Raw genomic sequence first — 18,482 nt, 5'->3', positions numbered from 1 at the left:
AGAAAGCGCGACGCGCGTCCAGCGCGAGGAGAGCTCATGCAACACGTCCCGTTCGCCCTGTCCATCACGCTTTTGCTGGGTGGCTGTGCCGTGGTCGAAATGCCGACCGCCGATGTCCGTTATCCGGACTGGGTCGATGAGCGGCTGGACAATGCCGGGGATGGACGGCGCGCACCGGCGGTGGTACCGGTAACATCTTTGCCCAGTGGTGAGGGTGAGGCCATGGACAGGGCCGCACGGCGGCTGTTGGAGGAAAAGGCCGCAATGGAAGCGGCTGCAGCCCGCCAGGCTGAAGGCGACCAGCGCGGTTCGCCCGAAGAATTCGTGACAGACGGGCAGGCGCGTACCGAGCCGCCCCAGCAATAAACAGAGACGATACCTGCCAGACCGAGCTGTGCAGGCATGCAAGGAAGACGACATGAGCGACACGCAAGCCCTGACCAATCTGGCCTTCCAGGCCGTCCGCGCCGCCGAGAGCGCTGCCATTGCCGCATCCGGATGGATCGGACGGGGTGAAAAGGAACTGGCTGACCAGGCCGCGGTTGACGCACTGCGTACCGGCCTCAACGCCATGCCGATGAAAGGCCGGATCGTAATCGGCGAAGGCGAGCGCGACGAAGCCCCGATGCTGTTCATTGGCGAGGAAGTAGGAACCGGCGAGGGCCCGGAAATCGACATTGCGCTCGATCCGCTGGAAGGCACGACCCTGACCGCCAAGGGGCAGGCCAATGCGCTGGTTCTGGTTTCCTTCGCCCTGCGTGGCGGCCTGCTGCATGCACCGGACACCTATATGGACAAGATTGCGGTCGGCCCCGGCCTGCCGGATGGTGTGGTCGATCTCGATGCCTCACCGGCCGACAATGTTCGCAATCTGGCCAAGGCCAAGGGTGTCGAGACCTCCGAAATCACGGTCTGCATCCTCGAGCGCGAGCGTCATCAGCCGATCATCGACGGCGTGAAGGCGGCTGGCGGCCGTATCCGGCTGATCCCGGATGGCGATGTTGCCGGCGGCATGGGAACGGCCGGACTTGGCGCCGGGGTCGACATGTATATCGGCCAGGGTGGCGCCCCCGAGGGCGTGCTGCTGGCATCGGCCCTTCGCTGCATTGGCGGCCAGATGCAGGCGCGCCTGGTCTTCCGCAATGATGACGAGCGGGCCCGTGCGGCCCGGACCGGTGTCACCGATCTGGACCGCAAGTATGACGTTGCCGAGCTGGCCGCCAGCCATTGCCTGTTCGTGGCCGCCGGTGTCACTGACGGTGATCTGGTTGACGGGGTCAGCTTTTCTGATGGCATGGCACACACCCATACGCTTTTGCTCGACTCAGCCGATCATTCGATCCGCCGTATCCGGTCAGCCCGACCGGCGGCCTGAATGATGGTGTGATGCTCGACCAGACGCTGAATGAAACAGACGGCTCATCTCCACTACTGGGGGTGAGCCGTTCGCTTTCCGGCAAGCGCTGGCGCCTGCGTGAAGCCGACGACGGGGCGGTTGCCATGATGGCCCGCCAGCAATCCATCCCGGACGCCCTGGCCCGTGTGATGGCGGCGCGAGGGGTCGCCCCGGATCAGGCTGCAGCCTTTCTGTCTCCGCGCTTGCGCGACAGCTTCCCTGACCCCTCCGACTTCGCCGACATGGACAAGGCGGCGGGGCTTGTCTGGGATGCAATCGAAGCCGAGCGCCCCATGGCGGTGTTCGCTGACTATGATGTCGACGGCGCCACCTCAGCCGCCCAGCTGATCCGCTATTTTCGCCATTTCGACCGGACGGCCGAGATTTACGTGCCGGACCGGGTGGAGGAGGGCTACGGCCCGTCAGGCACCGCTTTCGATACCTTGAAGGCACGTGGCGCCGAGCTGGTCATCACGGTGGATTGCGGCGCGGCGGCCAGGATTGCACTGACCCACGCGGCCTCCATCGGTCTCGACGTGATTGTGATCGACCATCACCTGATGGACGATGACATGCCGCCCGCCGCCGCGCTCGTGAACCCCAATCGGCCCGACGACCGTTCGGGCTGTGGCCATCTGGCGGCTGCCGGCGTGACCTTCGTCTTCCTCGCTGCGCTGAACCGTGAGGGGCGCCGGCGGGGTACAATCACACCAGACAATGAACCCAGCCTGCTCGACTGGATCGATCTGGCGGCCCTCGGTACGATCTGCGACGTGGTGCCCTTGACCGGGGTCAACCGGGCGATCACCGCCCAGGGCCTCAAGGCCATGAGTGGCTGGCGCCATCTCGGGCTGCGTTGTCTCGCCGAAACCTCGGGTGTTGACGGTGAAGCCAGCACCTATCATGCCGGCTTTCTGATCGGGCCGCGTATCAATGCCGGTGGCCGGGTCGGTCGGGCCGATCTTGGCGCGACCTTGCTGACAACCGAAGATGAGACGCTCGCCAGGCGCATTGCCGGTGAACTGGACGGCCTCAATTCCGAACGCCGGGCGATCGAAGCCGACGTCCTGGAAGCCGCCTCGGCCCAGCTCGACGGGCAATCGGCGGACCGCGCCATCCTGATTGCCGCAGGCGAGGGGTGGCACCCCGGCGTGATTGGCGTTGTCGCCGGCCGCCTCAAGGAACGCTTCGACAAGCCGGTTATCGTGATCGGCATCGATCGCGAAGCCCGGCCGCCTGTTGGCAAGGGGTCAGGCCGGTCGGTGCCTGGCGTCAATCTGGGCGGCGCCATTGCGGCGGCCCGGGAAGCCGGATTGCTGACGTCCGGCGGGGGTCACGCCATGGCGGGCGGGTTGAGCATGGACCCGGACCGGATTACCGAACTGGTCGCTTTTCTCGATGAGCGCCTGGCGCCAGAATTGGCCGCCGCTGCTGATGACATGGCGCTGAAGGCCGACGGGGTCCTGACCGCGTCCGGTGTCTCGCTTGACCTCGCACGCATGCTCGAGCGCGCCGCGCCATTCGGTCAGGGCAATGCCGAGCCGCGGTTTGCGCTGCCAGACATGCGGGTCAGTTTCGCCAAGCGGGTCGGCACCGACCATGTCCGCTTCACCTTGAGTGATCCGGACGGCCGACGCGTTGACGGGATTTGTTTTCGCTGTGCTGACACGCCAATCGGGGAGGCCCTGCTGGCCGCCGGCCCGGGCTTGTTCCATGCCTTTGGACGTCTTAAGCTTGATGCTTGGCAGGGCCGTGAGCGCGTCCAGCTGCACCTTGAAGATCTTTCTACTGCAGCTCGATGACATTTTGCGGAAATCCCGCTTGCAAGGTCGCTCAGGCTTTTCTATACGACGGCCCTCACATCGCTGCGGTCCCTTCGTCTATCGGTTAGGACGCCAGGTTTTCAACCTGGAAAGAGGGGTTCGATTCCCCTAGGGACTGCCACGATGTTTGAGTTCAATAAAATCAATATGTTACGCGCGCGCTGTTGAATGTTTTTCAACGGCGCTTTCAGCGTTTTTATTCACCTAGTGAGAGCTGGTGATGGAGGCAGTCCCGTCGCTATTGGAGAAATTATTGAAGCGACGGTACCGACGAATGAATTACGTGTACGCACGATCCGACTCAGGGATTTTTGAACTCCGCTACCCAATCCCTAAAGACCTTCGAGCGTTCTATCCCAAGCCCAATGGCAAAGGGGCTAGGGCACAAATCATTCGGTCTTTGGGAACAAAGGATGCCGCTGAAGCCAATCGACTTGCGTCGACGTTGATCGTTGAAGCGGAAACCCAATTCTCCGCACTCCGAGATCAAGAAAGCGCGAGCGATTTCCAGAAGTTTCTGCGAGATCTATTCGAGCAGGAGATAGCTGATGATCTAGCGGTTCGCTCCGGACCAGCGGACAAAAAGTCAGCGAGCTATGGAGCGGCATTTCTGGACCCGATGCTTCGTGCACTAGAGTCAGACGATATCGCAGAGCAGGAAGCAGCGGTATCGTGGGTTATAGACGCGTACTTCGAGCAATCTAATGGCGGGGTATGTTCCATTCCGGGTGATTGCCCGTTGCGTGCTCGTCTATGTAGGCTTGCTGCAGAGGTCTACGCAGATCTATATCGGGTTAAGAATGCTCGGGAGCGTGGACTCGGCGCTGAACCTCAACCCAAAAGCGCAGTTCTCCAAGAGCCACCGGTGAGTTCGTCATCGAATACAGCGCTTTCGCCGAATGGATCGGTGACAGTGTCAGAGTACTTCGACATCTATGAACGCCAACGGCAAGGGGCGGGCGCGCCACTTGCTGAAGCAACGCTGAGACGGCAGCGAGTTGCCTGGGGGGAGTTTTGCTCCACCGTCGGTGAGACAACTCCGCTGGTTTCGATTGCCAAATCGGACGTGTGGCAACACCACGACATGTTGAATAGGTACCCTCAACGTGCGGGTTCGACCAACGCCCTCAGGAGCTTATCGTTCGTCGAGCGCGTTGAATGGGCCGACAAAAACCCCGGTAACTTTGCCAATCTCGATCAAGATACAATCGGCGACCGGTTGCGGATGATTAATACCGTATTCAATCATGCTGTGAAGCGTGGCGATTTAGCCAACAACCCAGCTGCAGGTGTGACAGCGTCGAAGAAGGGCGGCGAGCCAGCGCGAGTAGCCTACACTCCAGAGGAGCTACAAGCGATATTCCGGATGCCGGGTTTCTATGACGTTAGGCTCGCTATTGCGACCGAAACGTCGGAGTTCTGGGTGCCTTTGGTGTGCTTATTTTCTGGCGCGCGCTCAAGCGAGCTTTATGTACCTATGGTTGATGTCCATGAAAGTGCCGACATACCGCACTTGCGCCTCGTGCCAGTTGAGGAACGCACGCTTAAAAACCCACCGTCTGCCAGGAATATTCCTATCCACTCAGAACTAATACGACTTGGGTTCTTAGATTACTGCGCTCGAATGCGCGCCAGGCGCGAGGAGTTCTTGTTTCCGGAGTGGACTTTCAGGCCAGGCGAAAAGCCATCGTCGGGCGCAGAGCGTCGCAGGTTCAATGGCGCTCTGAAGAGACTGCTGCGTTACCGAGGCGGCGCTAGAATGGATACACATACATTCAGGCATACTTTTGAAACCGTGGTGAGCACTCTGTCCGATGTGCCGGAACGCGTTTTGCTGAGGTTTCTAGGGAGGAAAATACCTGGCAGTGCTGGGATATACGTTAAGGAGATCCCGCTTGAGAGCCTTAAGGACGCTGTCGATAAACTAAGCTATCGCGATCTCGAGTTGAGCCATCTTTATCCGTAAGTCTCACGCTCACCGCCACTTTTCTTTAGAGCCTTTAATTTCAGTAGGTTAAGCAATTCGCCCCAGCAATTGTGTGACGTCGGGAATTGATTGGTTGGAAGCCGTCCGCCCTAGCCCGCATAGGGTGATCTGCGAATTAGAGATCGAAGACCGGCCTCAACACGTCAAAAGCCACGACAATCCTTCTCGCTACCTTAGCCGCTTAGAGGTCTAGGGACAGCCGCCAGCCAAGAGGCTCAACAAGCTGAACAACGCCTTGAGAATAGACATTTAGAGCCAGTGATCTTCGAAAAATGGCGCCCAAGCATAAGGGTTTGCATCGACATCTGTCTGGTCTGTCCACTCGATTGGTGGCGGGGCCTCAAAAGTTGACGTCCCGTCGATCACAAGCACTAAGTCGTTTGCAGTCGGCCGGGGAAAAGAACCGAGTGGGAGATTATCTTTGTCTTCGGTCAGCTGTTCAAATCCGTTGGTTTCCGTAGGCACAGTGATTTCGAACCATCGGTTATCGTACTGGTGAATGTTCGAGGTAAATGAACCTGAGCTGTTTTCAGGATTGTATCCATCGAAGTTGTTTGTGGTGAAGGTGGAGGCGGTTGTGTTCTGGAAGGTGATGAGGTCGCTCCAGTTGTCGCCGCCGCCATTGGTGTCGATCTGGAGGATGGTGTCAGAACCGCTCTGGACCAGTCTGAGGTGTCCGGAAGCGAAGGGATTGCCACCATCCCATGAGGACAGGGTGCGACCGAGATAGTCGTTGATCTGCAGCGTGTCGCCGGTGGACCCGGTTTCGAAGTCGGTGATCGTCGTCGAGCTTGGCGCGTTGGCGAAGATCACGGTGTCCTGGCCTGCACCCAAGGTCAGTGTGACATTACCGCCGATGCCCCCGTCGAACCCTCTCCAGCGTCCCAGCTCCACCGTGTCGGCACCGGCTCCCATGTCCAATGTGATCGTCTGGGCGCGGCCCGCTCGGATTTCCGCATGGTCGTCCCCGTCTCCGGCATCGAAGCTGACCCCGTTCAGGTGCGTAGCCAGAACCTCCAGATGATCATTTCCGGTGCCGCCGGTGATGGTGAGGAAGGCAGCGCCGCCCGGTGCATCCGGATTGATGATGGAGAAGGTGTCGTCTCCAGAGCCGCCGTGCATGGCATCAGCACCGTCGCCGCTGGCGCCAGAGTACACGAAGGTGTCGTGGCCATTGCCACCATTCAGCGTGTCACTACCGAGACCGCCATCGAGCCGGTCGTCTCCGCTGCCGCCATTGAGAATGTCGGAGCCGGAACCGCCGTCGAGTGTGTCATTGCCGCCATCGCCGTTGAGCGTGTCATTGCCGCCCAGACCGTTGAGCGTGTCATCCCCCTCCAGGCCGTGGATCGTGTCCGAGCCGTTCGTGCCGTCAAGCGTATCCGCACCAGCCGTACCTGTGATCGTCTGCCCTGCAATCGGCGATCCGTCAGGATTGTATCCATCGAAGTTGTTTGTGGTGAAGGTGGAGGCGGTTGTGTTCTGGAAGGTGATGAGGTCGCTCCAGTTGTCGCCGCCGCCATTGGTGTCGATCTGGAGGATGGTGTCAGAACCGCTCTGGACCAGTCTGAGGTGTCCGGAAGCGAAGGGATTGCCACCATCCCATGAGGACAGGGTGCGACCGAGATAGTCGTTGATCTGCAGCGTGTCGCCGGTGGACCCGGTTTCGAAGTCGGTGATCGTCGTCGAGCTTGGCGCGTTGGCGAAGATCACGGTGTCCTGGCCTGCACCCAAGGTCAGTGTGACATTACCGCCGATGCCCCCGTCGAACCCTCTCCAGCGTCCCAGCTCCACCGTGTCGGCACCGGCTCCCATGTCCAATGTGATCGTCTGGGCGCGGCCCGCTCGGATTTCCGCATGGTCGTCCCCGTCTCCGGCATCGAAGCTGACCCCGTTCAGGTGCGTAGCCAGAACCTCCAGATGATCATTTCCGGTGCCGCCGGTGATGGTGAGGAAGGCAGCGCCGCCCGGTGCATCCGGATTGATGATGGAGAAGGTGTCGTCTCCAGAGCCGCCGTGCATGGCATCAGCACCGTCGCCGCTGGCGCCAGAGTACACGAAGGTGTCGTGGCCATTGCCACCATTCAGCGTGTCACTACCGAGACCGCCATCGAGCCGGTCGTCTCCGCTGCCGCCATTGAGAATGTCGGAGCCGGAACCGCCGTCGAGTGTGTCATTGCCGCCATCGCCGTTGAGCGTGTCATTGCCGCCCAGACCGTTGAGCGTGTCATCCCCCTCCAGGCCGTGGATCGTGTCCGAGCCGTTCGTGCCGTCAAGCGTATCCGCACCAGCCGTACCTGTGATCGTCTGCCCTGCAATCGGCGATCCGTCAGGATTGTATCCATCGAAGTTGTTTGTGGTGAAGGTGGAGGCGGTTGTGTTCTGGAAGGTGATGAGGTCGCTCCAGTTGTCGCCGCCGCCATTGGTGTCGATCTGGAGGATGGTGTCAGAACCGCTCTGGACCAGTCTGAGGTGTCCGGAAGCGAAGGGATTGCCACCATCCCATGAGGACAGGGTGCGACCGAGATAGTCGTTGATCTGCAGCGTGTCGCCGGTGGACCCGGTTTCGAAGTCGGTGATCGTCGTCGAGCTTGGCGCGTTGGCGAAGATCACGGTGTCCTGGCCTGCACCCAAGGTCAGTGTGACATTACCGCCGATGCCCCCGTCGAACCCTCTCCAGCGTCCCAGCTCCACCGTGTCGGCACCGGCTCCCATGTCCAATGTGATCGTCTGGGCGCGGCCCGCTCGGATTTCCGCATGGTCGTCCCCGTCTCCGGCATCGAAGCTGACCCCGTTCAGGTGCGTAGCCAGAACCTCCAGATGATCATTTCCGGTGCCGCCGGTGATGGTGAGGAAGGCAGCGCCGCCCGGTGCATCCGGATTGATGATGGAGAAGGTGTCGTCTCCAGAGCCGCCGTGCATGGCATCAGCACCGTCGCCGCTGGCGCCAGAGTACACGAAGGTGTCGTGGCCATTGCCACCATTCAGCGTGTCACTACCGAGACCGCCATCGAGCCGGTCGTCTCCGCTGCCGCCATTGAGAATGTCGGAGCCGGAACCGCCGTCGAGTGTGTCATTGCCGCCATCGCCGTTGAGCGTGTCATTGCCGCCCAGACCGTTGAGCGTGTCATCCCCGTCCAGGCCGTGGATCGTGTCCGAGCCGTTCGTGCCGTCAAGCGTATCCGCACCAGCCGTACCTGTGATGACATCATTCTCATTGGTGACGGTGATGGTTACGACGTGGCTGGATGTCTGGGTTCCGTCAGAGGCGAGGATGGTGATGTCGTAGGTGTTATCGCCATCAGCATCGGCTGGAGCCTCATAATCCGGTGCGGTGTGGAAGCTGACTTCACCTGTGGCCGGGTCGATAGTGAAGAGGTTGGCGTCGGTCCCTGACAGGCTGAAGGTGACAGTGTCCCCGTCTGCGTCCGAGGCGGTGGCTGTGTAGACCGTTCCGGTCACATTCTCAGCGACGCTGATCTGGCTGGCTGATGAGACCACTGGCGCGTTGTCATTCTCATTGGTGACGGTGATGGTTACGACGTGGCTGGATGTCTGGGTTCCGTCAGAGGCGAGGATGGTGATGTCGTAGGTGTTATCGCCATCAGCATCGGCTGGAGCCTCATAATCCGGTGCGGTGTGGAAGCTGACTTCACCTGTGGCCGGGTCGATAGTGAAGAGGTTGGCGTCGGTCCCTGACAGGCTGAAGGTGACAGTGTCCCCGTCTGCGTCCGAGGCGGTGGCTGTGTAGACCGTTCCGGTCACATTCTCAGCGACGCTGATCTGGCTGGCTGATGAGACCACTGGCGCGTTGTCATTCTCATTGGTGACGGTGATGGTTACGACGTGGCTGGATGTCTGGGTTCCGTCAGAGGCGAGGATGGTGATGTCGTAGGTGTTATCGCCATCAGCATCGGCTGGAGCCTCATAATCCGGTGCGGTGTGGAAGCTGACTTCACCTGTGGCCGGGTCGATAGTGAAGAGGTTGGCGTCGGTCCCTGACAGGCTGAAGGTGACAGTGTCCCCATCTGCGTCCGAGGCGGTGGCTGTGTAGACCGTTCCGGTCACATTCTCAGCGACGCTGATCTGGCTGGCTGATGAGACCACTGGCGCGTTGTTCTGGAGAGTAGAAGTTTCATCTGTAGTGCTTTCTGCCTCTGCAAGGCTCAAAGCCCCTACTCCAGCCGCAGCCAAAAGCGCGGTAGTGCCAGATGTCGCAGCCAAACCCAGCTCGGTGAAGGCGAACTCAGAGATGAAGACATTGCCTTGTTCGATCCGCACCCAATCTGCAGGCACAAGCAAGTGAGAGCCATCGACAAGAGTTAAGCGCACTGAGCCATCTGGCATGACCTCGTAGGCGCTAACGCTGTCCAAACTCTTCAATGCTCGAAAACCGTCGGGAATTTGCGAATTCGACTGGGCGCTGGATGGCACGCTAATTCCCAGAATGGCCAGCGCGCCGGCGCCGATTGCAGCAAATGGTCTCTTTTGCAAGGAACTGAATTTCGACAACATTTTAACCACTTATGATCAAGATCGCGAATAGGTTGCACTACATGGATTGCTCGTCAAGGTGAAGGTGTGCGGTGATGCCGTGAAAGAAGAACTGAAAGGAAAGCCAGGCCACGACATCATGCATCAATATAAAGCGTGTAGCTCTTGTGATTGCCCGGAGCAGACGGGCGATAAGCTGGTGGCCTTATGCGTGGCGCTGACCGCGCTCACCGGGCTTTGAGCCAAGAACTAAACAGGAAAGAGAGGCGAACAAACTCTATTAAAAAACGGCCCGGATCTCGGGGCTGGATCAGCCTGATTTAAGAGCCGGGAAACGGTCCCTTTTGAGCTGCGGAAACCCGGTTCGGTCCGCGGAGGCGACGGGCTCTACTGGGCGGCCCAAGTGCCCGTAAACGAACGTTTTTGAGGCGCGAGCGCATCGCTCGAACCGGGTGCGGAAACTCTTATCGCGCCGTCTCAAAAAACGTCTTGAAAAGGCCAGGCGTCTCGATAGTCTTGAAGGGTGTTTTTGAGACGGAGTTCGAGATGAAAATTGGATACGCGCGAGTTTCCACCGCCGAGCAGACCACTGGATTGCAAACCGACGCGTTGGGGCAGGCGGGTTGCGAGCGGGTATTTGATGAAACCGCTTCAGGTGCTCAGCGAGATCGCCCGGAGCTGGCTAAAGCGATCGAATTTCTGCGTCCCGGTGACGTGCTGGTTGTCTGGAAGCTGGACCGCCTCGCGCGCTCATTGCGCCAGCTCATTGAGACCGTCGAAGACCTTCAGGCTCGCGGCATTGGGTTTATCTCAATCACAGAAGGTATCGACACAACTTCAGCCGGTGGAAAGCTGGTGTTTCATATTTTCGGTGCACTCGCTGAGTTCGAGCGGGAGATGATCCGTGAGCGCACTGTCGCGGGGTTGAAATCAGCCAAAGGCCGGGGCGTAAAGTTGGGCCGCCCCAGCGCCTTGACGGATGAGCAAATTGCTATGGCTCGTAGTTTGAAGGCGTCAGGGGAGCTGACGTCCAAGCAGATTGCAACGCAGCTAGGAGTGTCCAGAGCGACCCTTTATAGGTGCTTGTCAGAGTGACAGCACGTTAATCTGACAGATATTGTCTGTATCCACCTTCGCACCAAAAAACTGGAGGGCCAGCCGCTCGGTGCGCCTGAACTGACGTTGTGCATTCGAGAACTCTACCATCCCTCATTGTGTAATAGTCCCTAGGGTCACCGTAGGCATCTATGCTGAAGCGGTGTGAGACCGCTATGGCTCTGAGGCGCCTCTTTATTGCACCTATCTCGTCTATCTGTTCGCGGCGCCTTATTTCACTTTCACGCTCTGCGCGAGAATGGAGTTCTCCGCGCTCATACCTGCACTGGTAGTTTTCCCGCCTGATCCCCGAGCTTGAAGTGGCGGTAAAGCGTACAACGACTTGCCCTCCATCATCTACTTCGGTTGTGGGCAAATGCCCAGGCGCATACAGGTTTTGTGCCCGTCCAACGTTTCGAAACGTTCGCCGGATTGAGCTTTCACAATTCTGCTTGAGATCGTTCAATAGCGCTTGGCGTGGTGACCCTCCACGCGCCCAAGATGACCATTCGTCAGATTGAAAAACGGATTGGACAAGAAAATGAACGCCTTCGTCCTGTACGAGGCGTCCGCGCAGAACGACAAAGCGCCCAATGTTGTTGGAGGTAAGGGTGCTGGTGTTTCCGCTGAGTGAAATGTCCGAGTTGGTAAAAACGGAATACTCGTTTCGCATGTCTTCGAAGTTCGAGGGGTTTGATTGGGACGCACCAAATCTCAGCCCATACTCATCCCCGTGAGGGCCCTCGACAATTACTAGTCTCCCTGTCGCGTTAATCGTTCGGTCTGGACATGTTGTCCTGATGCAATTTTCAAGCGTGACTTCTCTGGTGGTACTGCTGCTCTCTTGTTGAGTTTGCCCGCCACAAGCGCACATGAAAGTTAATGTAAAAATCGTGCTCAAGGCTTGTGGAAGCGCTCGGGTGGGAAGGTTGATGATCAATTTCTGGCCCCTCTGGATTGCAAGTTTAGGTTAAATCAGCCAGGCTATACCCGTCAAACTGCAAGCGCTTCCGCCGCGCTAACGAGGCCTTCAATGGTTCCGACCCGGACCATAATTGCTTCGATAATCAACCGATGAACATTTGGAATGCGGGCTGTTGGGCCACCAGTTTCCTCTACAAATCGATCAACATGTCGGCGCTCGCTTGCGCGTCGGCAGGATCGAGTTCTGTCTAAGCCAAGAGGCACTTGGGGAGCGTTTCGGTGTCAGTTTTCACCAAATTCAGAAATATGAGCGAGGCGCATACCGGATCAGCGCCAGTCGCCTATTCGTTTTGGCGAATGCGCTCTTGGTGCCAGTGCAATTCTTTTTCGATGGACTAGATGATGATGGACCGCAATCCGCCGGTTCGGAAGACACCGATTTGTACCGATTTATTGCCAGTTCAGCTGGCGTGACCTTAGCCTTGGCATTCTCAAGAATAGGCAATCACGAAATCCGTCAAAGGGTAATAGATTTGGTGCACGCCCTTGCTAAACAGGATGGGCTTTGAGCCAATGTCTGAGCGAGTAGGTTAAGGCTCAGGCCTGATCGCCGCCCCCTTACCTCAAAAGTCATCGAAATTCTCTTAGTCTGCCAAGTCGCGCTAGAAGCTCAGAGATTTCCGCCTCCGGATCAAATTTCACCACTACACCGTGGCGTTTTGACTGCATCCCTGCAACACGATTGACGCTGCGCCGTAGCACCATTGAATACTTGCTTGCTGCGCGATGGTGAGGGCAATTATTGATGAGTAAGAGGGCGGGTCACCACAACCATAATTAAGATCGCCTGCGCTGCGACATTGGAAGCAGGATCGAGCCTTGAATAAACGCATATCTACCTCGCTAGAACTGATAGCGCCCCACATTCTCGGAAAACGCCTCTATGTTCTCTCGAAACAATCTATTGCGCATTATCCGTGATCTAGAATTGCCTTGTGTAGCATCGTCAAAGCTTCTTAGGCCCCTGGTTGAGATAGTTGTTTCGTAAACTGTCCGGTTCGTGATTTCATCTACCAAGCGATATCTCACCACAAGCACGCTTTCGCTCATCAAGTTCTCTTGCAACTGAAGTACAGTCACTCTCAGACTTGCGTTATTGTCGCTCTCGCCGCTAAATAGTCGCTCAGATCGAACTAGTACCCAAAGCGCATCTTCCAGCTCGTCCAACATTGGCGCGCTGTACTGGTTGTACCCCTCCCATGCGAACGTCGAGGAGGTGGGGTCAAACAAGTCGAGTCGCCCAACTGCTTCTTGTTCGGTCGCTACGGAGGCTGAGATATCAATAATATCGAAATCAATCGGCATCTCAGGTTGGAAGAAATTTCGCGTCTCGTAGTCGATTGGAGGAGGGGCGCCGAGCGTCGGTACGGCGCATGCCGACAAGGCCGCCGGGATGATAAAGATGCCAATCAATCTCAAAGGCGTAGCTCCTTCTTACCGCATAACCAACGCTGAGTTATGCTCGCCAAACGAGCTTCAATGTCAACGCTAAAAGATACGCGTGGCCATCTACTTCCGATAGAGGCAGCCGGGTTTTTTACGTCAATCCAATCGGGGTTGTCGTCGATTCCAATCGGCGACACGGTCGGTGGTATGATCCGGCGCGCTCTCAGCGCGGCCGCCCCAGATTCGTCAGTGGTGCCGGAGCCTATTTTATTTGCGGTTTGGATGAACTGGAAGAGCGCGCGGACTTTACCAAAGTGGAAGCGATCAACGCTTTCGTGTGTAGCCCGATGGCCCGGCAATCGCGCTCGCATTCTCCAAAGTCGAATGCGCAGCCATACGCAACAGTATCCTAGAGCTGGTGCGCGTTCTCAGCCGCAACGGTGGGTGAAAACGCGTAGGCACTTTCCGGCGTAGGCTCTGTATAGAGCCGGTCGCCGACCTCTTCATCCAAGCCCCAAAATCTTATAGTCCGCCAAATCGCGCCAGAAGCTCACTGGCGAGCATATGCTTGCTGGTATGGTAGCGTATATGCCCACCTACCGGCGCTCCCCTATGACACGTCTATGCGCTCCGGTGATTCATTCGACGCGCTAGATGAAATGGTGAGAGCGGGATAAACCCGGAAGGAAGGGGGAAGAAACCCCAATTCCGACCGCTTTCGATTTGATTTCGCGTGTCTTAGCAACATGATTGAACCGGTTAGACGCAAACCAACTGCCTACCGAGCACAACGTTCTTCCATCTAGCTTCCGAAAACGGATGTGTCTCTAAGCCGTAGGGAAGAAACCGTGGTTCAGACACCTCGAACGGATCAAATCAACTTGGCCGCGGCGCGAGCATCGCGTTGCTGAAGCCGCATGTCCTCCCACTCATCCTTCGCCTGACGTGCAACACCGTTCGTTTTGCCGATGAGGTTTGACACACCGGTCCTCTGTTGCCCCACGATTAGGTGCTTGATTGCATATGCCCCCCAGCGACCTGGAGTTCTTAGGCGCTCAATTCGAATGAGGCTGCTGTTGCGTGGTCTCGGTTTGAGGCGGGCGAGCCTGTAAAAGACCCGACGCAAGCGCTTCTTGTTGGCGTTGGTCGGCTGTAGAGCTACCGCTCCATGAAGGTGTGGTTTCTGACCAATTCCGCGTTCGTAAGCGAAGAAAAAGTCCACGGTTTCTCCAAACTCCGAGTGGAGCAGAACTCTAATTTTATTCTGGAGAACCGACTGGGAGGCCCGACGCTCACCATCCGCCTGTAGAGCTACGCTAAGGGGAATGTTGACGGTGAATGCACAAGCGTCTCCCGAAAGGCTTTTAACAGCTCGGCTGTAGGCAACCGCTTTCGCTGCTTGCCCGGCTCTGGCCCATGAACCGAGTGTCGGGAGTTTCGTCATGTCTTTGACGAACCCACGAACTTCCGGAAGGCTCAGAACAGATCCAGAGGCAGTTCGCACCAAGATGTCATCATCTTCATAGCTCTCCCCCTTACTCTCGTAGTCTTCTACTTCTTTATTTAATTCTATTATTAATGCTACTAGCGACACACCGCGTAGACGTTGGCTTGTGTCCTCGTGTTTCCTGTACGCCTTGGCGATGGAAACCTGCTTCCGATATCTAGCTTCGTCGAAGTTTTCCGCAAAACCTGTCGATTTCCCACTCAATATCGCGAGGATTTCTTCGTATTCCTTGTTGCGGTCAAAATGAGCCTTCTCTAGGCAGGCTTCGTCGTATGCGGTCGCGAGCTGGATCGCCGTTTCGTTGATGAAGCGGTCAACAAAGTCATCGTCTGAAACTTGTGGGTGGTAGCGCTTGCCCAGAGAGCTGAGATCCCGTCGATCTTTGGGTGAGAGCCGGAGTTCGTATTCCTCCTCCCACCAATCGAGTTTTGCGGAGGCTAGCTTGGCTCGCAATGACCCGGTCTTGGTCTTTGGTTTCTGGTAGCGGTTTCGCAACCGAGCTAGATGCAATAGCGATAACTCTATGATCTGGGCCGCTAGCTCATTTTCATCCTCATCATCGAGTTTCTGTGCTGCAACCAACCCTTCTGAACCGTAGTAGGTTTTGAGCGCATCAATCTCCGCGACGATGCGATCTTTAAATTGGAATGGGGCGGCGACGAGTGTCTTGCGTATGCGCCGGGAGATTGTGCCGATGTTCATTGGTGGAGCAGTTTTCTTATATGGGTTTCGGGCTGCTAGATCCGGATTTTAGTGGGATGAGCAGGGTCTAATAAGGCGAAAATTATCTAAGACTTCGACTTGTGCGGTGCTGGATCACAATTCCTAAATTTGACGGAGGTGAGGGGTTCTCGTGGGCGTCCCAGACCGGGGTCTAGTATACCGCATTCATTGAATTATGGGAGCGTCGACCAGGGCACAATTCGAGAGATCTGAGCAACACATTTTCAACGGGAATTTCAACGGTTTCTCATTTTCTTTTGGCGATAAATCAATTAGTTATGAGATATCAATTGGGAAATGCGCGTTCGCCTTTTCCTCCCCTAGGGACTGCCACGATGTTCTTCCCCACACAGATGGCTTTCAGACGGTCTGCACCGGGTGCTCGAGCGCACGGGTTTGCCTCGCTGCATGTCGCAGGCTATAGGCGCACACCGATTACGAAACGGGAGTTCCGGCATGGCCCATTTGTCGACCAAGTCCTATGGCAATGAGCGCGGACTGACCTGTTGCTCCCGGCAATGGGCGGCCGACAGTCATTGCGCCCTGTTGCACGGTTATTCCTTTGGCTTCAATTTCGTCTTTGCGGCCGAACAGCTCGACAAGCGCGGCTGGGTCCTGGATTTCGGCAAGGGCGGCTTTGGTCCGATCAAGGATTGGCTGCACGAGATGTTCGACCATACGCTTCTGATTGCTGAAGACGATCCGGAGCGCCCCGTTCTGGAAGCGCTCGGCGAGCGTGGCCTGGCCCGCGTGAAGGTCGTGCCCGGCACCAGTTGTGAGCGGATGGCCGAGATGGCGTTCCACAAGGCGTCGCAGGTCGTGAAGGCCGCAACCGGCGGGCGGTGCTGGGTTGAATCGGTGGAGTGTTCAGAACACGCGTCCAATTCTGCGATCTATCGATCGGCCACTGCGATGACTCGTCTGGTCGATGTCGAGCGTATGCAGGATGCCCTGACGCAGGACTGATTCGTATTTGACCGTCCACGGACGGTATCCCGGTTGACGGGATCGCGACCGGTCCGCCGCAGACTTCGCCAACACGGGCCGGATTTCGCCTGTCAGGCGAAAAAATGCAGGTGATGAATATGTTATCACAACCGCATCAGGTAGCGTTTAGAAATTTGAAAAACCACTACATCTTGTAGGTATTGCCGTGAGAATGGATTTCACTATCAATATTTGGAAGAACCGTAAAGCAACCATATGTCCGATTCACCTTCTCTTAAGTTAATGTTCTGTGTAACAATCTTTCACTCGAGGGTTGTTTAAGCGAGTGACATTATGGTTTTGGCTCACGAAGTCTTTGAAGATACGGAGATGCTTGAGCTCGAAGGCCGGGTAAAGTGGTACGATCCAGCTCGGGGCTACGGGTTCATTGATGCAAGCGACGGCGAGGGGGACATTCTCCTTCATGCGAGTTGCCTGCGACGGTTCGGACAGGGTCCGGCCCTTCCCAATGCAAAAATTGTCTGCAAGGCGGTCCAGGGAGACAAGGGACGCCAGGCGGTGGAGCTGGTCGAAATGACTGGCGGTGACAATGAGGCCGAGGCACGGCCGCGTCGCTTCCACCCCTATGCGGTCGTCAACGCGCCGTTCAGCGATGCCGTTGTGAAATGGTTTGACGCCCTGCGCGGATATGGTTTCGTCACGTGCGACAATGTCGAAGGCGATGTCTTCCTGCATGCGGCAACCCTGCGCCGCGCCGGGTTCGAGGACATCCAACCGGGTGACCGGATCGAGGTCCGGTGCGTCGAGGGGCCCAAGGGGGCGCTGGCCGCCGAAATCAAGGTCGCCGGCCAGGCATGAAGGCTGGAATAGGGGCCGGCCGGCATGGTCTGGTCAGCCCCTTTCCGCTTGCGTTTGGTCGTTGCGCCGGATGGGCCGCGCGGCTAGGTTTCAGCCATGCGAACCCTGATCTTTTCCAGCCTTTTGGCTCTCGGTGTTGCTGCGGCCGCAATGGCGCAGGAACCCTCCTCACAATCCGATATTGATCCGACGGCGCAGGACGCCATGATCGATTTTGGCGGGCCCGAAGAGGTCGTCATCCTGACGACCGATGGCACCCGGCACGTTATCCAGGCCGAGATCGCAACCACCCCGGCCCAAAAGCAACGCGGGTTGATGTGGCGCGAAACTGTCGAGCCGGGCACAGGCATGCTGTTCCAGTATTCGCCACCCGAATCGGCCTCGATGTGGATGCGCAATACGCTGGTTGATCTGGATCTTGTTTTCATCGATTCCAACGGGTCCGTCGTCAAGATCATCGCCTTTGCCCAATCGGAGTCGCTGCGTTCGTTGGGATCTGACGCGACGGTTGCCGGTGTGCTCGAGCTGGGCGCCGGTCAGGCCATCGCATTGGGACTGCGTCCCGGCGATACGGTCCGGCACGCGATTTTCGGTAATGAAACAACGCCGGCTACGGTTGCTGACGATGAAGCTGCTGCAGAGGAAGCGCCGGCGGACGCTCAGTAGGCTTGCCTTAAGGCAAGACCACTTACATAAGGACACACAGTCGGGGCGTGGCGCAGTCTGGTAGCGCATTCGCTTTGGGAGCGAAGGGTCGCAAGTTCGAATCTTGCCGCCCCGACCAGTTGTCCGCGTGCTCGAGCGGATAGCGAGATCAGGCCGGTGACGGCCTGCCGGGATCGGACAGGTCCGGGAATTTGACTGGGAGAGGCGAATGTTCGCAAAGATTTACCGTCCCGCTCGCAATGCGATGCAATCCGGCCGTGGCAAGACCAAGCGCTGGGTGCTCGAATTCTCGCCGGAAATGGCCAAGCGGGCCGATCCCCTGATGGGGTGGACCTCCTCCTCGGACATGCGCGGTCAGATCAAGCTTGATTTCGACAGCCAGGACGATGCCGTGGCTTATGCCAAGCGTCAGGGCATCCCCTTCCAGGTCGTCGAACCGCAAGAGCCCAAGCGATACTCCAAATCCTATTCCGCCAATTTTTCGGCCGACAGAAAACAGCCCTGGTCGCACTAGCGCCATCGTCCGGATTTCCGCTTCCGTAGCTCAACCGGATAGAGCGCCCGCCTTCTAAGCGGATGGTTGCAGGTTCGAGTCCTGCCGGAAGCGCCACTCTT

General features: G+C 57.6%; 14 protein-coding genes and 3 tRNA genes. 14 read left to right on the top strand and 3 right to left on the bottom strand.

The window, feature by feature from the left end; translation table 11 throughout:
• Positions 1–36: 36 nt before the first annotated feature.
• The 5 genes from MMAR10_RS07830 to MMAR10_RS16900 all read left to right on the top strand — a co-directional run bounded on the left by MMAR10_RS07830 (position 37) and on the right by MMAR10_RS16900 (position 5,185).
• Positions 37–366, top strand: a complete 330-nt coding sequence (locus MMAR10_RS07830) for a hypothetical protein (RefSeq protein WP_011643447.1) — start codon at positions 37–39, stop codon at positions 364–366.
• Positions 367–418: 52 nt separating this feature from the next.
• The gene (gene glpX, locus MMAR10_RS07825) at positions 419–1,375 is read left to right on the top strand and encodes a class II fructose-bisphosphatase (RefSeq protein WP_011643446.1); all 957 of its coding nucleotides are present in this window, start codon (positions 419–421) and stop codon (positions 1,373–1,375) included.
• Positions 1,376–1,386: 11 nt separating this feature from the next.
• Entirely contained in the window at positions 1,387–3,198 is a 1,812-nt protein-coding gene (gene recJ / locus MMAR10_RS07820; RefSeq protein WP_011643445.1) for a single-stranded-DNA-specific exonuclease RecJ, read from the top strand.
• Positions 3,199–3,265: 67 nt separating this feature from the next.
• Positions 3,266–3,340: transfer RNA gene (locus MMAR10_RS07815), tRNA-Glu, on the top strand.
• A 153-nt stretch (positions 3,341–3,493) separates the two neighbouring features.
• A complete protein-coding gene (locus MMAR10_RS16900; RefSeq protein ID WP_150099741.1) occupies positions 3,494–5,185 on the top strand; it encodes a site-specific integrase in 1,692 nt (563 codons plus the stop codon).
• Positions 5,186–5,455: 270 nt separating this feature from the next.
• Here the strand turns inward: MMAR10_RS16900 and MMAR10_RS07805 are convergent, their stop codons facing one another.
• Positions 5,456–9,487 carry a beta strand repeat-containing protein gene (locus MMAR10_RS07805; protein WP_190273967.1) on the bottom strand — a complete coding sequence of 1,344 codons (4,032 nt, stop codon included), beginning with the start codon at positions 9,485–9,487 and terminating at the stop codon, positions 5,456–5,458.
• A gap of 313 nt (positions 9,488–9,800) precedes the next feature.
• On the opposite strand from MMAR10_RS07805, the gene MMAR10_RS17050 reads away from it, so the two are divergent.
• From MMAR10_RS17050 to MMAR10_RS07795, 3 genes are all read left to right on the top strand, one after another.
• A complete protein-coding gene (locus tag MMAR10_RS17050) occupies positions 9,801–9,941 on the top strand; it encodes a hypothetical protein (protein WP_190273966.1) in 141 nt (46 codons plus the stop codon).
• 305 nt (positions 9,942–10,246) lie between these two features.
• On the top strand, positions 10,247–10,795 hold the full coding sequence (locus MMAR10_RS07800; protein WP_011643442.1) for a recombinase family protein: 549 nt from the start codon (positions 10,247–10,249) through the stop codon (positions 10,793–10,795).
• Positions 10,796–11,892: 1,097 nt separating this feature from the next.
• Entirely contained in the window at positions 11,893–12,288 is a 396-nt protein-coding gene (locus tag MMAR10_RS07795; RefSeq protein ID WP_049755685.1) for a helix-turn-helix domain-containing protein, read from the top strand.
• A 334-nt stretch (positions 12,289–12,622) separates the two neighbouring features.
• Here the strand turns inward: MMAR10_RS07795 and MMAR10_RS07790 are convergent, their stop codons facing one another.
• Positions 12,623–13,198 (bottom strand): hypothetical protein, encoded by a 576-nt coding sequence (locus MMAR10_RS07790; RefSeq protein ID WP_011643440.1) that lies wholly within the window; start codon positions 13,196–13,198, stop codon positions 12,623–12,625.
• Between the two features lie 838 nt (positions 13,199–14,036).
• Positions 14,037–15,374 carry a hypothetical protein gene (locus MMAR10_RS07785; protein WP_041636872.1) on the bottom strand — a complete coding sequence of 446 codons (1,338 nt, stop codon included), beginning with the start codon at positions 15,372–15,374 and terminating at the stop codon, positions 14,037–14,039.
• Positions 15,375–15,851: 477 nt separating this feature from the next.
• On the opposite strand from MMAR10_RS07785, the gene MMAR10_RS07780 reads away from it, so the two are divergent.
• The 6 genes from MMAR10_RS07780 to MMAR10_RS07755 all read left to right on the top strand — a co-directional run bounded on the left by MMAR10_RS07780 (position 15,852) and on the right by MMAR10_RS07755 (position 18,477).
• Positions 15,852–16,361, top strand: coding sequence for a 6-pyruvoyl trahydropterin synthase family protein (locus MMAR10_RS07780; RefSeq protein WP_041636871.1), 510 nt, complete (start codon positions 15,852–15,854; stop codon positions 16,359–16,361).
• Positions 16,362–16,712: 351 nt separating this feature from the next.
• Positions 16,713–17,201, top strand: a complete 489-nt coding sequence (locus tag MMAR10_RS07775; protein ID WP_190273965.1) for a cold-shock protein — start codon at positions 16,713–16,715, stop codon at positions 17,199–17,201.
• A 96-nt stretch (positions 17,202–17,297) separates the two neighbouring features.
• Positions 17,298–17,867: a DUF192 domain-containing protein gene (locus MMAR10_RS16160; RefSeq protein ID WP_011643436.1), complete on the top strand. Its 570-nt coding sequence runs from the start codon at positions 17,298–17,300 to the stop codon at positions 17,865–17,867.
• Positions 17,868–17,908: 41 nt separating this feature from the next.
• Positions 17,909–17,985, top strand: a tRNA-Pro gene (locus MMAR10_RS07765).
• 90 nt (positions 17,986–18,075) lie between these two features.
• A complete protein-coding gene (locus MMAR10_RS07760; RefSeq protein WP_011643435.1) occupies positions 18,076–18,381 on the top strand; it encodes an ETC complex I subunit in 306 nt (101 codons plus the stop codon).
• A gap of 19 nt (positions 18,382–18,400) precedes the next feature.
• Positions 18,401–18,477, top strand: a tRNA-Arg gene (locus tag MMAR10_RS07755).
• Positions 18,478–18,482 lie beyond the last annotated feature (5 nt).

The organism is Maricaulis maris MCS10 (assembly GCF_000014745.1).
Classification (GTDB): Bacteria; Pseudomonadota; Alphaproteobacteria; order Caulobacterales; family Maricaulaceae; genus Maricaulis; species Maricaulis maris_A.
Note: the sequence above shows the minus strand (reverse complement) of the source record. Positions and strands in the feature narration are given on the sequence as shown.